General features: G+C 68.1%; 16 protein-coding genes. 6 read left to right on the top strand and 10 right to left on the bottom strand.

Annotated elements, in window-relative coordinates; translation table 11 throughout:
• Position 1: 1 nt before the first annotated feature.
• On the top strand, positions 2-889 hold the full coding sequence (locus LPN03_RS05165) for a phosphatase PAP2 family protein (RefSeq protein ID WP_262453379.1): 888 nt from the start codon (positions 2-4) through the stop codon (positions 887-889).
• Between the two features lie 11 nt (positions 890-900).
• Here the strand turns inward: LPN03_RS05165 and LPN03_RS05160 are convergent, their stop codons facing one another.
• From LPN03_RS05160 to LPN03_RS05150, 3 genes are all read right to left on the bottom strand, one after another.
• Positions 901-2,037, bottom strand: a complete 1,137-nt coding sequence (locus tag LPN03_RS05160; RefSeq protein WP_262453378.1) for a serine hydrolase domain-containing protein — start codon at positions 2,035-2,037, stop codon at positions 901-903.
• An 85-nt stretch (positions 2,038-2,122) separates the two neighbouring features.
• On the bottom strand, positions 2,123-3,319 hold the full coding sequence (locus LPN03_RS05155) for an MFS transporter (RefSeq protein ID WP_410468563.1): 1,197 nt from the start codon (positions 3,317-3,319) through the stop codon (positions 2,123-2,125).
• Positions 3,316-4,047 (bottom strand): MBL fold metallo-hydrolase, encoded by a 732-nt coding sequence (locus LPN03_RS05150; RefSeq protein ID WP_262453376.1) that lies wholly within the window; start codon positions 4,045-4,047, stop codon positions 3,316-3,318. Before LPN03_RS05150 ends, LPN03_RS05155 begins: the two co-directional genes overlap by 4 nt.
• Before the next feature lie 106 nt (positions 4,048-4,153).
• On the opposite strand from LPN03_RS05150, the gene LPN03_RS05145 reads away from it, so the two are divergent.
• Positions 4,154-5,857, top strand: coding sequence for an MFS transporter (locus LPN03_RS05145; RefSeq protein ID WP_262453375.1), 1,704 nt, complete (start codon positions 4,154-4,156; stop codon positions 5,855-5,857).
• Positions 5,854-6,315, top strand: coding sequence for a DUF3817 domain-containing protein (locus LPN03_RS05140; protein ID WP_262453374.1), 462 nt, complete (start codon positions 5,854-5,856; stop codon positions 6,313-6,315). Before LPN03_RS05145 ends, LPN03_RS05140 begins: the two co-directional genes overlap by 4 nt.
• A gap of 41 nt (positions 6,316-6,356) precedes the next feature.
• Here the strand turns inward: LPN03_RS05140 and LPN03_RS05135 are convergent, their stop codons facing one another.
• From LPN03_RS05135 to LPN03_RS05120, 4 genes are all read right to left on the bottom strand, one after another.
• The gene (locus LPN03_RS05135) at positions 6,357-8,381 is read right to left on the bottom strand and encodes an ABC1 kinase family protein (RefSeq protein ID WP_262453373.1); all 2,025 of its coding nucleotides are present in this window, start codon (positions 8,379-8,381) and stop codon (positions 6,357-6,359) included.
• A 79-nt stretch (positions 8,382-8,460) separates the two neighbouring features.
• On the bottom strand, positions 8,461-9,891 hold the full coding sequence (locus LPN03_RS05130; RefSeq protein ID WP_262453372.1) for a dihydrolipoamide acetyltransferase family protein: 1,431 nt from the start codon (positions 9,889-9,891) through the stop codon (positions 8,461-8,463).
• A complete protein-coding gene (locus LPN03_RS05125; protein WP_410468562.1) occupies positions 9,888-10,973 on the bottom strand; it encodes an alpha-ketoacid dehydrogenase subunit beta in 1,086 nt (361 codons plus the stop codon). The genes LPN03_RS05130 and LPN03_RS05125 overlap by 4 nt, the downstream gene beginning before the upstream one ends.
• Positions 10,970-12,127 carry a thiamine pyrophosphate-dependent dehydrogenase E1 component subunit alpha gene (locus LPN03_RS05120; RefSeq protein ID WP_262453371.1) on the bottom strand — a complete coding sequence of 386 codons (1,158 nt, stop codon included), beginning with the start codon at positions 12,125-12,127 and terminating at the stop codon, positions 10,970-10,972. The genes LPN03_RS05125 and LPN03_RS05120 overlap by 4 nt, the downstream gene beginning before the upstream one ends.
• Before the next feature lie 230 nt (positions 12,128-12,357).
• Here LPN03_RS05120 and LPN03_RS05115 point away from each other — a divergent pair, with 230 nt between their 5' ends.
• The 3 genes from LPN03_RS05115 to LPN03_RS05105 all read left to right on the top strand — a co-directional run bounded on the left by LPN03_RS05115 (position 12,358) and on the right by LPN03_RS05105 (position 15,422).
• Positions 12,358-12,810: an Lrp/AsnC family transcriptional regulator gene (locus tag LPN03_RS05115; protein ID WP_262453370.1), complete on the top strand. Its 453-nt coding sequence runs from the start codon at positions 12,358-12,360 to the stop codon at positions 12,808-12,810.
• A 139-nt stretch (positions 12,811-12,949) separates the two neighbouring features.
• A complete protein-coding gene (locus tag LPN03_RS05110) occupies positions 12,950-14,617 on the top strand; it encodes an APC family permease (protein WP_262453369.1) in 1,668 nt (555 codons plus the stop codon).
• Positions 14,618-14,648: 31 nt separating this feature from the next.
• Positions 14,649-15,422 carry an isocitrate lyase/phosphoenolpyruvate mutase family protein gene (locus tag LPN03_RS05105; protein ID WP_262453368.1) on the top strand — a complete coding sequence of 258 codons (774 nt, stop codon included), beginning with the start codon at positions 14,649-14,651 and terminating at the stop codon, positions 15,420-15,422.
• An 8-nt stretch (positions 15,423-15,430) separates the two neighbouring features.
• On the opposite strand, the gene LPN03_RS05100 is transcribed toward LPN03_RS05105, so the two are convergent.
• Genes LPN03_RS05100 through LPN03_RS05090 form a run of 3 tightly spaced genes read right to left on the bottom strand, consistent with a single transcriptional unit; the run spans position 15,431 to position 18,575 of the window.
• On the bottom strand, positions 15,431-16,372 hold the full coding sequence (locus LPN03_RS05100; protein WP_165182054.1) for a diacylglycerol/lipid kinase family protein: 942 nt from the start codon (positions 16,370-16,372) through the stop codon (positions 15,431-15,433).
• Entirely contained in the window at positions 16,369-17,925 is a 1,557-nt protein-coding gene (locus LPN03_RS05095) for a glycerol-3-phosphate dehydrogenase/oxidase (protein WP_262453367.1), read from the bottom strand. The genes LPN03_RS05100 and LPN03_RS05095 overlap by 4 nt, the downstream gene beginning before the upstream one ends.
• Before the next feature lie 2 nt (positions 17,926-17,927).
• Positions 17,928-18,575 carry a TetR/AcrR family transcriptional regulator gene (locus LPN03_RS05090; protein WP_262453366.1) on the bottom strand — a complete coding sequence of 216 codons (648 nt, stop codon included), beginning with the start codon at positions 18,573-18,575 and terminating at the stop codon, positions 17,928-17,930.
• Between the last annotated feature and the right edge of the window lie 15 nt (positions 18,576-18,590).

Raw genomic sequence — 18,590 nt, 5'->3', positions numbered from 1 at the left:
GATGAACACCCACCACGGAAGCCACCTCTCCCTCCGCGCGCCCCTGTCCGCAGCCCCCTTCATGGTGGCCGCCCTCATGTGCCTGGCTGGATTGGTGGCAACGTACGGTTTCTTTGTCAAGAGCACCACGGGGCAGTACATTGACGAATCCGCGCTGGTGGAGGCCGCCGTGGCCCGCCGGATCATTGGGGTGCCCACGTCCCAGATCCTGGATTACCTGCCCGTCACCTCGGTGGTGATTGCCGCCGTCGTGGTTCTTTTCGTCACCCTGGCGCGCCGCCGCTGGAAGGCCGCCGGGATTGCCCTGGTTGCCATGGGCGCGGCGAACCTGAGCACCCAGCTGATCAAGGTGTGGCTGCCGAACCGGCCGGACGTGGGGGTGACAACGCTGGCCCTGAATTCGCTCCCTTCCGGGCACAGCACGCTGGCGGCCAGTGCTGCCGCGGCCGTGTTTCTGGTGGTGTCCCCGCGCTGGCGCCCGGCCGCAGCATTTGTGGGCGGCAGCTACGCGATCATTGCCGGCGTGTCCACGCTGATCAACCAGTGGCACCGCCCTGCCGACGTGCTGGCCGCCTTCTTCGTGGTCTCGGTCTGGACGCTGGCGGCCGCCGTGCTGGTGCTGCGTTCAGGCACGAAGTGGAATGTGTGGCTGGGTTCGGGCCAACACTGGGCGTCGAGCCTGTGGTGGAGCGCCGCGGCAGGTGCCCTCGCGCTGCTTGCCGCGCTGGCCACGGGACTGATTCTGCACTCCGTGGTTCCCGATCCCGCCGCCAGCACCACCAGTTTCTTCCTGGCCGGGGTGGGGCAGATTGTGTGCGTGGGCTACGGCCTGGCCCTGGCCGCCACGCTGTTCCTGACCTTCCAGGTTCGACGCCGGCCTTCCCGTTAGGTTGTCAGGGCCTAGCTTCCCAGGGCCGCAGCCAGGGGCTCCCAGAAGTAATTGAAGTTATCCTGCGGTCCGCCCATGGCGCGCTGGGTGAACAGCACGCCAATGAAGTCCGCCGACGGGTTGACGTAAGCAGCGGTGCCGGTGCCGGTGCCGCCCGTCCAGCCGTAGCCGCCGGGTGCCGTCCACGGATCGCGGCCGTCCGTGGTGACGGCCACCTGCCAGCCCCAGGAGGTGCCCGGGCCCGCCACTTCCTCCATGCCTACGCGCTGCGCATCGGTGAGCTGGTCGCCGGTCATGGCGCGTCGCTGTTCGTCCGGCAGCAGCGTGCCGTCCGCCAGCGCGGCCAGGAACGCCAGGTAGTCGGGCACGGTGGAGACCAGCCCGCCGCCGAGGGACTCAAATGCCGGTTCCCGCGCGAAGGCGCCGTCCGGAGGGTCCAGGACCTCCAGGCCTGCGCGGCCGGGGCGGTAGGCGGTGGGCAGTTCGTCCGGGTCCGCGAAGAAGGCCGTGTCCTTCAGGCCCAGCGGGCCGGTGATGCGTTCGGTGAGAATTTGGTGCAGCGGGGCCTGGCCCGCGCGGGCCAGCAGCACGGAAAGGATGTCACTGCCCGTGTGGTATTTCCACCTCTCCCCCGGCTGGTGCTCCAGGGGAAGCCGGGCAACGCGGTGCATGAATTCACCGGGCTCCAGGTCAGGCGGAATGGCCCCGGTGAGGATCCCCGATTCTGCGATGGCGCGGGCCAGTGGCGTGTCTGCGAAGACGGCGCCCAGTCCGTGGGTCAGGGTCAGCAGGTGGCGGACGGTGATGTCGTGCGTGGCGGCAACCGTGCTGTCGAGCGGGGCATCGGGGCGGGTAAGCACGCGGGGGTAGGCCAGCTCCGGCAGCCACACGTCCGTGGGGTCATCGGGTGCCAGTGTGCCATCGGCAATCATGGACGCGGCGATGGCCCCGGCCACGGGTTTGCTCAGCGAGGCAATGCGAAACGGCGTGTCAGTGCGCATGTGCTCCGGCCGTCCCAGCGTGCGCACGCCGCTTGCAAAGTACTCCGTGGTCCCCTGGTGCCGGATGCCTGCCACCATTCCGGGCGCCCAACCCTCCTCCACCTTGTCCCGCAGGGCCTGCCACACCGCTTCGAATTGTGCGCTCATGGTTCCATGATTCGCGGCCCGGGCCGGGGCGTCAACAGCTTTTTGAGGTTGGGCGGCGGTCTTCCTGCAGGCTTCGGGCGGCGGCTCAGCGGGCCACGGGTTTGTTGCGTGGAATCCAGTAACCCAGCACGGCCGCCGCAGCCAGCCCCAGCAATCCCGTGGCGGCGATGCCGAAGGACAGCGTCACGGCTGCCGTCAGCCCGGCGAGGATGGCGGGGCCGCTGGACCCTCCGGAATCTGACAGGAAACGCCAGATTCCCAGGAATTGGGCGCGGCCGTTGCGCGGGGAGTAGTCGGCCCCCATGGTCATGATGAGCCCCGACCCTATGCCGTTGCCGAAGCCGATGAGCATGGCAACCAGCAGCAGTGAAACGGCGCCCGTGGTCAGCGGCATGAGCAGCAGGGAGACACCCATGAGGACCATGGACGGGACGGCCACGGCAATGCGGCCCTTTTTGTCCATGACCCTCCCCGCCGGGTAAAACACCAGCATGTCGACGGCGCCGGACAGTCCGTAGATCAGGGACGTCACGGCCGGGTTGAGCCCCAGGTTGTCCGCCCAGAGGGGCACCACCACCTGGCGGGAGGAACGGACGGAACTGACCAGCAACACCCCTATCCCCACGGTCAGGAACACCTTGCGGTGCGTGGCGAGCAGGTACTTCAAGGTGGGTTGGGGCCCCTTGGGTGCCGCACCATCCCCGCTGACCAGGTCCGGCAGGCCCCAGGCCACCGCCCCGGCCCCGGCCACGCAGACGGCTGCCACCCAGTACGCGCCGGTCAGGCCCACCAGGTGGATGACCAGCGCTCCGATGAACGGGCCGGCAAACAGCCCTATCCTGCCCACCCCGCCGAGAGTGGACATGGCCCGGGCGCGCAGCGTGGGCGGCACTGCCTCCGTCAGGTAGCTCTGGCGGGCCAGGTTGAACACGGCAGCGGCAGCACCGATCAGGAACACGCCCAGGCCAAAGAACCAGAGATTGCCGGAGAAGACGCACAGCAGCATGGCCAGCAGGCTCAGCAGGGCGGCCCCCACCATGCCTCGGCGTTCGCCATACCTGGCCGTGATGATGGACGCCGGGATGTTGCTGACCAGCGAGCCTATGCCGATCAGCGACACCACCAGGGCGGCACCGGCCAGGGATGCGCCCATGTCCCTGGCGCTCAGCGGGATGACGGGCAGGATGGCACCCTCGCCGATGCCAAACAACAACGATGGCCCAAACGCCGGAATGGCGATGGACCACAGGCTGAAGTCACCGGGATTTGCTGATTTGCTCACTGCCCCCACTCTAGACCCGGGCGGGCGGGACCCGGCCCGGCCTCCATGGAGTCAGCCATGTGCGCCGCAAATGCCGCCGTGACCGGTTTCCCGTGCCCGGGGACCATCTGCGGATACTCCGCACCCATGCCGGAAAGGGTCCGCAACACCCGTATCCACCCTGCCCGGTCCGCATCCCCAAATTGTGGTTCTGCACCTTCCTCCAGCACGTCCCCGGCAAAGAGCACCCCCTCCACACCCACCATGAGGTCCCCGCCGGTGTGGGCCGGGCCCATCGTGAAGAGGGTTGCGGACACCCCGCCCAGTTCCAGCACCGCGGGATCAGCGCCCACCAGGCGGGTGGGCGGCACCAACTCCGTCAGCGGGCCCTCCCCGGCCGCCATTCCAGGCTCGACGCCGGCCGCCTCCTGCCGCTGCGCCTCCCCCGTCGCAGCCATGCCACGCGCGGCGGCGGCGTGCGCCCAAAACTGGGTGGCGCCGTCGTTCTTGAATACGGCGTTGCCGAAGAAGTGGTCCCAATGGGCGTGGGTGTTCACCACCACCAGCGGCAGCGGCGTCACGCGGCGGACGGCGGCGAGCAGCTCGGCGCCGTGGCGGGGGCCGCAGCCGGTGTCGATCACCAGTGCGCGCCGAAGCCCCACCACAAGGCCCGTGTTGACCAGCGCCCGGTCGGCGGTGGCCGCGGTGACAAGGATGCCGCCGCGCAGTTCCTGCCATTCCTGTCCCATGGGCCCTCCCGTGTTGATGGTCCAAGCCTAGGGCCGGCGGGCAGCGGGGCGCTGAATCAACCGTTTGATTGATGCTGACATTCCGTCACCAAACTAGCCTTAAAGCATGGAAAAGCAGGGTGGCGTGACAACAACGGGCAAGCGGACCCGGAACAAATGGGCGGGACTGGGCGTCCTGGCCGGCGGCCTGTCCATGATCGTCATCGACGGCACCATCGTGGGCGTGTCCCTGCCCACGATCATCAGCGATCTGCACCTGGACCTGAATGACGCACAGTGGGTCAACAGCCTGTACTCGGTGGTGCTGGCAGCACTGCTGCTGACCAGCGGCCGTCTAGGCGACAAGTTTGGCAGGCGGAAGCTGTTCATCATCGGCGTGGTCCTGTTCATGGCCGGCAGCATCCTGGCCGCTCTCTCACACGGGGCCGCCGGGCTGATCCTCAGCCGCCTGGTCCAGGGTGTGGGCGGCGCGGCCGTGCTGCCCGCGACGCTTTCCAGCGTCAATTCGACCTTCTTTGGCAAGGACAGAACCACGGCGTTTGCCGTGTGGGGCGCCGTCATCTCCGGCATGGCCGCCATAGGCCCGCTGCTGGGCGGGTGGCTGACGTCGTCGTTCGCGTGGCAGTGGATCTTCATCGTCAACGTGCCGCTGGGCCTGCTGGTCCTGGCCGGAGCCGTGCTGTTCGTGCCGGAAACCCAATCGCCCGGGGACCGTGCCGGAATGGACGTGCCCGGCCTGCTGCTCAGCGCCGTCGGCTTCGGACTGCTGGTCTTCGCATTGATCGAGGGGCCAACTCTGGGCTGGTGGAATGCCGGCGCCGCCCGGGACCTCGGCCCCATCCATTGGCCGGCGGACGCAGCGATCTCCATCGTGCCGCTGGCCCTGGCCACCGGCCTCGTTGCGCTGGCAGGCTTCATCCTGTGGGAACGGCACCGCGCCGCGGCCCAACGCTCCGCCATCCTTGACTTGTCGCTGTTCAAGGTCGGGACATTCTCCTGGGGCAACGCCGTGGCCGCCATGGTGGCGATCGGCGAGTTCGGCCTGCTGCTGGTCCTGCCCCTGTACCTCATCAACATCCTGGGGCTGGGCACCCTGGAGGCGGGCTTCGTGCTCGCGGCCATGGCGCTCGGGGCGTTTTTCTCCGGCGCCTCCGCCCGCCACCTCGCGGCGCGGATGGGCCCGCCCAATGTTGTCATCCTCGGCCTGGCGCTGGAAACTGCCGGCCTGCTGGTCCTTGGTTTGTCCATCACGGCCACAACCTCAATCTGGCTCATCGCGGCGCTGCTGGTGGTCTACGGGCTGGGCCTGGGGCTGGCCTCGGCACAGCTCACGGGCACCGTCCTGGCCGACATCCCCACCAGCGTCTCCGGCCAGGGCTCGGCCACGCAAAGCACGGTCCGCCAGCTCGGCGCCGCCCTCGGCTCAGCCATCATGGGCAGCCTGCTGGCACATTTCGCCTTCACCCGCGCCGGCGGCCTGTTGGGCGGTGTCGCCGGACTGCCGGAGGGGCAGGCCACCACCCTGGCCGGCCAGTTGCGCGACTCAGCCGGCGGCGTGGTCCCCCAGCTTGCACGGCTCGGCAGCCACGGCCCGCTGGGCGCGGCCGGCCCTACCGCTGTGGACGCCCTCTCGAGCGGCTTCGCCCAGGCTGTCGGCGCCTCCGTGCTCGGCGCAGCCGCCTTCCTGTTCATCGGCCTGGTAGGCTCCGTGTTCGTTGCCCGCGCGGCACGGACGGCCGCCGCCCGCCCCGAACTTCCCCCACACCTTGCCCCACACAACCCACAACCCGAAATGGACCACACCGCGTGAGCCCCCGCACTTTTTACCGATCCCTCGCCACCGCAGAAGCCATCACCTGGACCCTGCTGATCGCCGGCATGGTGGCCAAGTACGGCTTCACGGCGGGCCCGCTGCCTGTGGCCGTTGCCGGCACCATCCACGGAATTGTCTTTGTCGCCTACATCCTCTGCGCGGTGATGGTCGGAACCAACCAGCACTGGTCCAAGCGGAAGATCGCCGCTGCCATGGCCACGGCGTTCCTGCCCTACGCCACGATCCCCTTTGACCGGCACCTGGAAAGGCACGGCAGGCTCGACGGCGGTTGGCGCACCGCCGCGACGGCGGACCCCCGCGACCACACCCTGCGCAGCAAGGCGCTGCGCGTGCTGCTCAACCGGCCCGTGCTGCTGGTGCCCGGCTTTGCCGTGGTTGTGGCCGCCATCGTCACGGCACTGCTGGTGGTGGGGCCTCCGGGCGGCCGCAGCTGACCCTTCGCCGTTCACGCCTCACGGGCCGGTGCGCGCCAGACTCAGCCGCCGCCGTCGCGCTTGAACACCAGCATCAGGGCGCGCATGCCCAGCACAAAGCCGCCAAAGAGCAGGGCAAAGCCAAACACCTGGTACAGCCGGACCTGGCCCGTCAGCAGCGGGCCGCCGTTGCTGGTGATCAGCATGATGGCACCAACCACGGCGGCGCCGGCCAGGACCGCCACGACCAGCTGCTGGAACAGCCCCGTGAGATAGCGGCGGTCGGCGGGGTGGGCAAGCACGCGCACATTCATGGAAAAACGGCCGTGTTCCAGGTCCTCGCTGATCTTGTTGACGCGGCGCGGAAGGCGGTTGAGCATCGGCAGCAGCGACATCAGCTGCTGCTCGATTTCGTCCTTGGCGCTGCCAAAGGTGACCTTTGCCGAAACCAGCCGGCTGCCTTCGGCCCGGGCGGCCGCCACCAGGTCCATGCCGGGATCGATCAGCAGCAGGGTGCCCTCGACGGCGGCCAGGGCACGGAAAGCTGCGCCGATTTGGGCGGGGACGGTGAACCTGTGCGCAATGACCAGGCCAAACAGCAGCCCAAACATTTGCTGGCTGCCGCCGGCCCGGAAGCCCTGCCTGAAGCGGGTGAGCAGGGCACCCAGCTCACGTTCAACTTTCCTCACGTCCAGGTCCTCGGGCCTGTCCAGGAGCTCAACAAGGGCGTCGGTGGCCGCCGCGGCGTCGTTCTTGTCGATGGCGTACAGCATCATGGCCAGGGCGGACGCGGTGGCCGGGTCGAGGCGGCCGACGGCACCAAAGTCGAGCAGGCCCAGCGTCCCCTCGGGGGAGATGAAGATGTTGCCGGCGTGCAGGTCCGCGTGGAAGACCCCGTCGGTGATGATTTGCTGCAGTGTGGCGCCGAGCAGGGTCGCGGCCAGCTCGCTGCGCCTTGCGGCGGGGAGGGAAGTCAACAAGGCACCGGCTGAGCCGACGGGCAGCCCGGGCAGCCGGTCCATGACCAGCAGCCTCTCCCCGGAAATCTCCGCGTGGGGGTGTGGGACAGTGACTTTAAACGAGCCGGCATTAAGCGAGTGCTCGATGCTGCGCATGTTCTCCAGCTCGACCGTGTAGTCCAGTTCCTCTTCGAGCGAGCCGGCAAAGCCCTTGGCGAGCGCGTGCACGCCCAGGGACTTCCCCCACGGTGTGGTCTTGTTCAGCCATGCGGCAAGCCTGATGATGATGTCCGAGTCAAGGTCGACCTGTTCCAGGGCGCCGGGGCGCTGGACCTTGATGACCACCGGTGTGCCGTCCAACAACACGGCCGGGTGGACCTGGGCCACGGATGCCGCCGCCAAGGGTGTGGTGTCCACCTCCGCGAACACCTCGGACAGGGGACGCCCGAGCCGTTCGGCGATGGCCGCCTCGATCGATTCCCACGGCTCCGGTGTGGCCTTGGTCTGCAGCGTTTCCAGCTCACGGATGTAAACCCCGGGCAGCAGGTCCCGCCGGGTGGAGAGCATCTGGCCCAGCTTGACGAAGGTGACGCCGGCCTCGTTGAGCGCGTCACGCAGGGCCCTGGCCGTCTTCGCATCCCGTTCCACAGCGTCGCCCCGGCCAAATCCGCGCAGCCTCGAGCCGAGGCCGTGCCTGACGGCGATGGAGATGATTTCGCTGTACCGCCGGGCGCGCCGCCGCCGCGCCTTCCACCCCGTGAAGACCGCGGCGGGCCCGGGCAGGGATCCCGTGGGGAACCCTGCCTCGATGAACACGAGCGCGGCCACGCCCAGCGCAAAGATCCAGCCAACGGCCAGTACCAGGAAAATGGCCGCCACCGGGGCCGTTACGTTCAGGCCGTTTGTGTTTTGGCCTGTTGCGGCACGGAAGAGATACTGCACGGTGACGCCCATCGCGGCGCTCATGACAAACCCGACGGCAATGGACCGCGGCCATCCGATGGGAACGCCCACCACGCGGCGAACCACGGTGGCGGCGAGCCAGGACTGCAGCAACAGGAATAACAGGCCGGCAATGGCCAGCAGGACAACTACCGCAATGTCCAGGATGGCCATCAGCGACGGCACTCGGGGCGATGGGGGCGGACAGCGGTCATGGTGGCTCCCTACGGCGTCGAAATGATGTCTTCACTGTAGCGCCAAGGCCCTACAGATCCGCGAGCGCCCCCGCCGGGTTTTCCATGGAGTCGGCGATGAAGCGCAGGAAGCCTGCGGCCACTGCCCCGTCACAGACGCGGTGGTCAAAGGCGAGGGTCAGCTCGGTCAGCTTGCGCACGCACAGCTGCCCGTCCACCACCCACGGCTTGTCCGTGATGCGCCCGATTCCCAGCATGGCGGCTTCCGGGTAGTTGATGATGGCGGCCGAACCGTCCACGCCAAACACGCCGTAGTTGTTGATGGTGAAGGTGCCCCCGGACAGTTCCGCCGGGCCGGCCTTGCCCTCGCGTGCCTTGCCGGTCACGGCCCTGATGGCCGAATCCAGTTCACGGGCACTGCGGCCCTGGGCGCCGCGGAGCACCGGCACCATCAGGCCGCGGTCGGTCTGCGCGGCGAAGCCAAGGTTGATGCCGTCAAATTCGACAACTGTGTCCGTGCCGTTCTCGCTGACCAGTTGCGTGTTCAGCTGGGGGAAACGTGCCAGGCCCGCCGTGGCAAACCGCGCCACGAAGGCCAGCAGGCTGGGCGCGGAGCCGTCCTTGGCCTTCAGCCCGGCCCGCAGTTCCACGAGCGCCGTGGCGTCCACATCCACCCATACGGTGGCTTCCGGAATCTCCCGGCGGCTGCGGGCCAGCGCGGTGGCGGCAGCCTTTTTCACGCCTGTCAGGGCGGTGCGCGAGAGCACTTGCAACCCGGTCCGGGAATCCACGGCAAGCCCAGCGGCAGGTACCTCAAGCGGTGCGGGAGCGGCAGGCGCCTCAAGCGGTGCGGAGGCAGCAGGCGCCGAAGCGGCAGGCGCCGAAGCAAGGGCCAGAGCCGCCTCCACGTCGCGGCGCCGGATCAGCCCGTCCGCCCCGCTGCCCTGAATCTCGGCCAGGGACAGGCCCGAATCGTGGGCCATCTTCCGCACCAGGGGCGACACCACCAGGGGGGCCGTGGCGCGCGCCGTCGGCACGGTGGCAGCAGCGCTCCCAACCGCCGCGCGCTGGTTGATCCTGTGCAGCCGGGAGGGCCGTGTGCGCCCGGCACCGCCATGCCCCGACGTTCCGTAGCCGATCAGGACGTTTCCTGACCCGCCCACATTCTCGGCCACAGGTGCCGGGGCCTGAGGTGTCGAAGCGTCGAGTGCCGCTGGCGCCCCGGCTGCTGGTGCCCCGACTGCGGGCGCCGGGGCTGCACCCGGGAGAGCCACCGAAATCAGCGGCTTGCCCACCACCAGGGTGTCCCCTTCGGCGCCGTGCAGCGTGTCCACGACGCCTTCGAACGGCGAGGGGACCTCGACCACTGACTTCGCGGTCTCAACTTCGGCAATGGGCTGGTCAACGTGGACGGTGTCGCCCACGGCCACCAGCCAGGTGACCAGTTCAGCTTCAACCAGCCCCTCGCCGAGGTCCGGCAGCATGAAGACCTGCAGGCTCATGATTCCTCCCACTGGAGTTCCTCGACGGTGTCCAGGATCCTGTCCACGCCGGGCAGGTAGTACTTTTCCAGCCGGGGTGCCGGGAACGGGATGTCGAAGCCGGTGACCCTCAGCACGGGCGCGGCCAGCGAGTGGAAGCAGCGTTCCTGGATGCGGGCCACAATCTCGGAGGCCATGGATGCAAAGCCCGGGGCTTCCGCGATGACCACGGCCCGCCCGGTGGAGCGGACGGCGGCGCAGGCGGTTTCGTCGTCGAACGGCACCAGGGAGCGCACGTCCACCACCTGCAGGGAGCGGCCTTCGGCGGCAGCCGTTTCAGCGGCGGCGAGCGCTGCCGCCATGGACGGGCCGTAGGCAATGAGCGTGGCGTCGGAGCCTTCGCGGGCGATGACTGCACGGCCAATGGTGCTGGGGGCCGTGCTGCCGGCGCCGTACCGGGCGCGCAGGGCATCCACGTCCACGGTGTCCTTGGAGAAGTACAGCTTCTTGGGCTCCAGGAAGATGACGGGGTCCGGTGAGGCGATGGCGTCCCGGAGCATGGTGTAGGCATCCGTGACGGTCGACGGCGTCAGGACCGTCAGGCCGGGCGTGTGGACGTAGTAGGCCTCGGAGGAATCGCAGTGGTGCTCCACTCCGCCAATGCCGCCCGCGTAGGGGATGCGAATGACGATGGGAAGGCGGACCTTTCCCTTGGTGCGGTTACCCATCTTGGCCACGTGGCTGGTGATCTGCTCAAACGCCGGGTAGGCAAAGGCATCGAACTGCATCTCGACCACAGGCTTCATGCCGTTGATGGCCATGCCCGTGGCCATCCCGATGATCCCGGATTCTGCCAGCGGGGTGTCAAAGCAGCGGTCCTCGCCGAAACGCCGGGTCAGCCCGTCGGTCACCCGGAACACGCCGCCCAGCGTGCCCACGTCCTCGCCAAACACCAGCACGGAAGGGTCCACGGCCATGGAGTCGGCCATGGCCAGGGTCAGCGCCTTGGCAAAGGTGAGGGTTTGCACGCCGGAGAGTTCCGGCTCGGCGGCAGGGCTTGCGGTGCCGGATTGGGGCTGGGGCTTGTGCGCCATGGTGGTCATCGAAGCGCTCCTTCCAGGGACTGGCCGGCGGAGAGCTCGTCCACCAGCAGGCGGGCCTGCTCACGCAGCTGCGGAGTCGGCTCGGAGTAGACAAAGGAAAACAGTTCCGCCGGGTCCGGGACGGTTTCGGTGTTCAGGCCGTCGCGCAGGGTCTTGGCGACGGCTTCGGCGTCTGCGGCGAAACGTTCGGAGTCGGCGGGCGCCAGGTGCCCGGCGTCGTGCAGGTACTTTTGCAGCCGCAGCAGGGGATCCTTCGGGACCCACTGGGCCACTTCCGCTGCGGTGCGGTAGCGGGTGGCGTCGTCGGCGTTGGTGTGCGACTCCATCCGGTAGGTGTGCGCCTCCACGAGCGAGGGCCCGCCGCCATTGCGGGCGCGTTCGACGGCGTGCCCCACCACAGCGAGCAGGGCCGCGAGGTCGTTGCCGTCCACGCGCTCCCCGGGCATGCCGTAGCCAACGGCCTTGTGGGCCAGCGAGGGCGCCACGGACTGGCGGATGAGGGGCACGGAGATGGCGTACTGGTTGTTTTGGATCAGGAACACGACGGGCACGTGGAACACTGCGGCGAAGTTCAGGGCTTCGTGGAAGTCGCCCTCACTGCTGGCGCCGTCGCCGCACAGGGTCAGTACCACCGTGTCCTCGCCGCGCAGCTTGGCGGCATGGGCCACGCCCACGGCGTGCAGCAACTGGGTGGCAAGGGGCGTGGTGGGCAGGCCTGTGTTGTATTGGTGCGGGTCAAAGCCGCTGTGCCAGTCCCCGCGCAGGGATTCGAAGGCTTCCATGGGATCCACCCCGCGGCCCAGGATGGCCACGGTGTCGCGGTAGGTGGGAAAGAGCCAGTCGCTGCCGCGCAGGGACATGTCGGCGGCCACCTGGCACGCTTCCTGCCCGGTGGAGGAGGGATACACCGCCATCCGCCCCTGCCGGACCAGCGCGTTCGCTTGTTCATTCACGCGCCGCCCCATGACCAGGCGGCCGTAGCCCTCCACCAGCGTTGCCGGCCCGGGCAGCGGGTAGGGCTCCTTGTAGCCGTCGTTGCCAGTGGCGCTGCCGTCGGCCGCAATCAGCTGGACCGGCTCCTCAGAGGGCAGCAGATAGCCTTCGGCGCGGCCGGCGTTGCCGGGGTATTCCATAAATTCCGGGTGGTTCGTCATTGAATTCCCACTCCTTCCGGGAGGTGCGCTTAGGCAAAGATGTTCCGTTATTCAAGTATGGATTCCTGGATCGTTTTGTATCCACAAGGCCGCCAAACTCTGGAATAATGCGATCAATTGCCGTATTCTGAAAGACAAAACAGCACTGTGATGTGCATTACCTGCCACTGTTGTCTTATGGCGGGCACCCGCCCCGGCGCGCACCCCACTTCACCCACCCAAGGAGCCCCATGCCGGAGAACGCCCCGGTCCCCCTCGATGACGTGGACAGGAAGATCATTGCCGAGCTCACCCGTGACGGCCGCCTGTCCGTGACCACGGTGGCGGAGAACGTGCACATCTCCCGCGCCCACGCCTATGCGCGTATTTCCCGGCTTACGTCCACCGGGGTGCTGACCAAGTTCACTGCCCTGGTGGACCCCGTCAAGGCAGGGCTGAAGTCCTCGGCCTACGTAACCCTGAAGGTCAGCCAGCATTCCTGGCGCGAACTCAAGGAGGAACTGCGCGCCATCCCCGAAGTGCAGCACATTGCCCTGGTGGGTGGGGACTTCGACGTGATCCTGCTGGTGCGGGCCGAGGACAACACGGGCCTGCGCCGGGTGATCTTTGACCAGCTCCAGTCCATGGCCGGCGTGCAGGACACCCAGACCTTCCTCATCTTTGAGGACCTGGACGCGCGGTAGGCGGGCCGCGCGGGGCCCCCACTCATTAGTACACGCGCGCGATTAGACCATGAATATGCCATGAATCACATTTTTCCCATTGACCTTTATTCCGCCCGAGCGCATTCTGGTTCGGGGACACTGAGAATGGGAGCAAGCCATGGCAACTCTGAAGACACCTGTTCCACCAACCCGCGCCAGGCCGGGCCTAAAACGTGAGATCGGATTCATCGGGCTCCTGTGGGCCTCCACCGGCTCCATCATCGGCTCGGGATGGCTATTCGGGGCCAAGGACGCCCTGCAGATTGCGGGCCCCGCCGCCATGATTTCCTGGGTCATTGGCGGCGTTTGCATTTTAATCCTGGCCCTTCCGCACGCGGAGCTTGGTGGCATGTATCCCGTGTCCGGCGGCACGGCTCGCTTCCCGCACTACGCCTTTGGCGGCGCCGTCGGGGCATCGTTTGGCTGGTTCTCCTGGGTGCAGGCGGCCACCGTGGCGCCCATTGAGGTCCAGGCCATGATCAACTACGCCGGGCACTATTCCTTTGCGAAGTCCTGGCTGGTCATTAAGCAGACCGCAGCCGGTCCGCAACCAACCTTGACCGGCAACGGCCTCACGGTCGCCATCCTCCTCATGGCGTTCGTGACCGCCATCAACTTCCTGAGCATCAAGAAATTGGCCACCGTCAACAGTGCCGCGACCTGGTGGAAGGTTGGCGTGCCGCTGCTGACCATCTTCATGCTGGCGGTGTTCAATTTCCACCCCGGCAACATCACGGCCGCCAACGGTTTTGACCCGGACGGCGTCAAGGGCATCCTGTCCGCCGTCTCCACCGGCGGCATCGTCTTTGCGCTGTTGGGATTTGAGCAGGCGGACCAGCTGGCCGGGGAAAGCAAGAACCCGAAACGGGACATTCCCCGGGCAGTCATCGGTTCCACCATCATCGGCGTGATCATCTACCTGCTGGTCCAGTTTGCGTTCCTGGTGGCACTGCCCGCCTCCCAGATCGGCACCACCTGGACCAACGGCCTGTACACCGCCATGACGGGTCCATTTGCCGACATCGCCACCTTGGTGGGCTTTGGCTGGCTGGCCTCCATCCTCTACATTGACGCCCTCATCTCCCCCGGTGGGACCGCACTGATTTACGTCACGGCGTCGTCCCGGGTTTCCTATGGGCTCAGCCGCAACGGCTACGTGCCGGTGGTCTTTGAGAAGACGAACAAGGCGGGGGTCCCCTGGGTGGGGCTGATTGCCGCATTCGTCATTGGCTGCGTCTGCTTCCTGCCGTTCCCCACCTGGCAGTCGATTGTCGGGCTGATCACCAGTGCCAGCGTGCTGATGTACGCCGGCGCACCCCTGGCCCTGGGAGTTTTCCGGAGCCGGTTGCCGAACGAGGACCGGCCCTACCGGCTGCCGGCTGCCACCGTCATGTCGCCCCTGGCCTTCATCGTGGCGAACCTGCTGATCCTGTGGACCGGCTGGAACACGGACTGGAAGCTGGGCGTCGCCATCCTTATCGGCTACGTCATCCTGGTCGGCAACAGGGTGTTCGGGCTGAACCCCACCAAGCCGCAAATGGACTGGAGGGCCGCCCAATGGCTGCCCGTCTACCTGGTGAGCATGGGCCTGATCGTGTACCTGAGCGACTTCGGCCCGCTGGCCCACCCATGGTTCCCGCTGTACTGGGACATCGTGGCCACGGCCGTCTTCAGCGCCATCATTTACATCTGGGCAGTGCACGTGGCATTGACCACGGAGGAGATCAACAACATGGTCAACACCGTGGTTGTGGAGGAGGAGGACACCGTCCCCCACACCCCCTGACGCCGCACCCAATGAGGGCTAGGCTCGATCCATGAGCACAGCAAGCAAAGCCACCGAACTCCTCCGGCTCCACCAGGCCCCGGAAATCCTGCAACTGGCCAATGTGTGGGACGTGATCAGCACCAGGGTGATCTCGGACCTGCCCGGCACCAAGGCCCTGGCCACCGCCAGCCATTCCATCGCGGCCTCCTACGGTTATGAGGATGGCGAGCACATTCCCGTCGCCACCATGATCGAGGCCGTGGGCCGCATAGCCGCCGCAACGGAACTGCCCGTCACGGCGGACCTGGAACGCGGTTACGGCAACCCCGCTGAGACCATCCGCAGGGCCATCGGCGTGGGCATTGTGGGTGCCAATATCGAGGACCAAATGATCCCGCTGCCCCAGGCGGTCGCCCGCATGGAGCAGGCCGCCCGGGCCGGCTCCGCCGAGGGGATCGACTTTGTCCTCAACGCCCGCACCGATGCTTTCCTGCGTGGCGCCGACCGCGATCCGAGGGAGGTCCTGGAGGCCGCCGTCGAACGCGGCCGCGCCTACCTTGAGGTCGGCGCCAGCTGCATCTTTGTCCCCGGCAAGCTCGACGAACCCACGGTGAAGTCACTGGTGGCCGGGATCGGGCGCGGCAAGGTGAGCGTCATCAACGTCCCCGGCTCACTCACGCCGTCCAAGCTTCAGGAACTGGGCGTGGCAAGGATTTCCTACGGCCCGTGGATCCAGCGGGTGGCCCTGACCGCCATTGCCGACGCCGCCACGCAGCTGATGAACGACGGCGTCCTGCCGGAGGGAACCCGCCCGCTGAACTGACGCCACGCCTAGCCAAGGACAGGCGAGCCCGGCGGAACCAGCACCTTGACGGCGCGGGGCGCCAGTTCGACGACGGCCGGCAGGGCCGCCACCTTCTCGCCGTCGGCATAGATGGCCAGGGGCCGGTTGGCGCTGATCTCCACCCGCTGGCCGCGCACGAAGCTGACGTTCGGCTGGCGCAGGTGGCTGCCCCGGTAGGACCGCACAAACGTGGCTGCGACGCCCAGGGCCGACGCCCGGCCCAGGGAAACCACGTCGAGCAGGCCGTCGTCGGCTAGGGCCCGGGGGCAGATGCCCAGCCCGCCGCCATACTGGCCCACGTTTCCGACGGCGACAAACCAGCCCGGGAACGTTGTCTCGATGCCGTCCACGGCCAGCGTGAACGTCACATCCTTCCAGTCGAGCAGGGCCTTAATCCCGCCATAGAGGTAGACGAATGGGCCCAGGTTCAGCCGGGCGCTGTTGCCGTACTCGTTGGCAAGACCGTCAAAGCCCACATTGGCCACCCCGAAATACGGGCGCCCGTTGACCAGCCCGAGGTCGAGCTCGCGGACCACCAGGCTGCCCATGCCCCGGACCGCCTTGACGGGGTCAAGGTCCAGGCCCAGCCGGCGGACTGTGTCGTTGCCCCGGCCGCCTGCCAGGGGAAGGACGACGGCGGCCGATTCGCATGCGCCCGCCGCGGCCGCACCGAGGAAGCCGTCCCCGCCAAGCACGGCCACCAGGCTGCCGGGGGCGGCCGCCCGCGCCTGGGCCGTGGCATCCGCCAGGCTCCGGGTGACGGACACCGTGGGGGCCCATCCCGCGGCCCGCAGTGCAGCTGCCGTCCGGTCCAGGTGCCGCAGCCCGCGGCCATGTCCGGACGTCGGATTGACCAGCAGCAGCGCACCCCCTCCCGACGGAAGGCCGCCGGAGACCGCGCCTGGGACCGCGCCGGCTGCGGCGCTCACTGTGCAGCCCCGAAAGTGCCTGCGCGGGCCAGAATTTCCGCGGCCCGCCCGCGCGCCTTGGCGGCTTCCGCGGGCACAAAGGAAAGCCGCGTGCGCCGCTCCAGCAGGTCCTCCACGCTGCTTGCGCCCTCAGCAAGGATGCCAAACAATAGTTCGGCGCCCGTAGTGTCGCAGCCGGAAAACAATGGCTCCGCCAGCAGCGGATCCAGCCGTTGGAATTCCTGGACACTGGCGGCTTCAGTGCCGTATTTCTCCACCAGCCTGGCCGGGGCGTCCACGGCTGCCAGCTCCGGCGCAAGGGCAGCCCCCACCAAAGGCAGCGTCCTGGTGCGGGACGGGGCGAAGACGCCCAGCCTCGCCGACGCCGCATCCACCGCGTCCTGGGCCATGCGCCGGTACGTGGTCAGCTTCCCGCCCACCACCGTGATGGGCGCACCCGGAACGTTCAGGACCAGGTGCCGGCGCGAGATGTCGGCGGTGCCGCCATCTCCATGGCCGTGCGCCCCTTCCGCGAGGGGCCGCAACCCCGCAAAGGAACCCACCACGTCGCCGCGCGACAGCGGCACGGCCAAGGTGGTGTTGACAATGTCCAGGAGGAAGCCGACGTCGCGCTCGGGAACCGCAGGGTGGTGCCCATCCGCACCACGGTCCTCCTCATCCGTAATCCCGATGTACACCAGGCCACCGGGCTGCGGCAGGACGAATACATAGCGGCCAAAGTGCCCCGGCACCGGCACGGTGTGTGCAGCCTGCGGGTAGCCCAGCCGCTCCGCGCCGACCACCAGGTGCGTGCCCCGGCTGGGGGTCACCGACAACTCCGGCTCAAAGCCGGCCGCCCACACGCCCGTCGCGTTGACCACCACGCGCGCATTGACCGTGACGCCGGCACCCGTCCGGGTGTCCACGGCATGGACCGCCGTGGCCGTCAGGGCGCTGGCGTTCACGTCCCGCAGCACATGCGCCCCGAGCCCGGCCGCCGTCCGGATCACGCCAAACACCAGCCGTGCATCGTCAACCACCTGTCCGTCCCAGTACAGAATCCCGCGGCGCACCAACTCCATGTCAAGGGCGGGAGCCAGCGCCGCCACGTCCCGGCGGGCCAGCAGCCGGGGCCGCGGCAGCACAGCGGAGCCCAGCCCCGAGAACCGGCGGAGCACGTCATAGAGGACCGTTCCGAACGCCTCCGCGGCAGGCTCCCAGGCAGGATTGCCGCGGGTGACCGGAATGACGAACCCCAGCCGGCGGACCAGGTGCGGGGCGATCCGCTCCATGAGCCAGCGCCGCTCCACGGCGGATTCCCAGGCCACGCCGAAGTTCATCGACGCCAGGTAGCGCATGCCCCCGTGGATAAGCTTTGAGCTGTAGCCGCTGGTGCCGGAGGCGAAGTCCCCGCCTTCCACCAGCGCCACGCTCAGGCCGCGGCTCACGGCATCCAGCGCCACGCCGGCGCCGGTGATGCCGCCGCCCACCACGGCCACGTCCACCGGGTGCCCGGCCAGATGGTCCAGGGAACTCCGGCGCGTGGTGTCATTGATCCACGTGGGGTTGGCCACGGTCACTCCCCTCCGGCCCGAACGGCGCCGTCAGCCGTGGCGCCCGACGGCGTCAGGAACCGTTCCAGCATCTTTCCCAGTTCAGCGACGGTGCCCTCGAACGAGCCCGACTTCAGCAAAACCCGGGAGGAGAGCGCCACGCCCTGGACAGCCAGCAGCACCGTGGTGGCTGTGCCGGCCGAGGCCTCAATGCTGCCGTCGGCGGCGCCGGCGTCCAGCAGTGCCTGCAGCCTGTCCAGGACAATCTGCTGGCTGGCGCCGAAGCGGTCGGTCACGTAGGGGATCAGGAATTCGGGGTCGCGCTCGGCTATGGAGGCGATCAGCTCCGAGGTGGCGAACACCCGCACGCTTTCCACCGCGAAGTGCACCAGCTGGCGGCGGGCAGTGCCTGAGGCCGGGTGGCCCGCCGCCGGGTGGCCCGCCACCGGGCGGCCCGCCACCCCTGCGTAGCGGCGAAACTCCTCGGTGAGCGCGGCCAGCACCGCGTTGTCCACCGAGCCCATCCGCCGGTAAAACGTCATGCGGGAGATGCCCGCCCTCTCGGCAATGTCATTCGCAGTGGTCCGCCGGACGCCGTGGACCACCACGGCCTCCCGCGTGGCCGCCAGCAGCCTGTCATCAGCCGGCGTGCTGGTACGTTGTGACTTCATGTGTCACACTGTATC

The organism is Arthrobacter sp. A2-55, from assembly GCF_025548615.1.
Classification (GTDB): Bacteria; Actinomycetota; Actinomycetes; order Actinomycetales; family Micrococcaceae; genus Specibacter; species Specibacter silviterrae.
The sequence above is the reverse complement of the archived record's forward strand: the minus strand, read 5'-3'. Positions and strand labels throughout refer to the sequence as shown.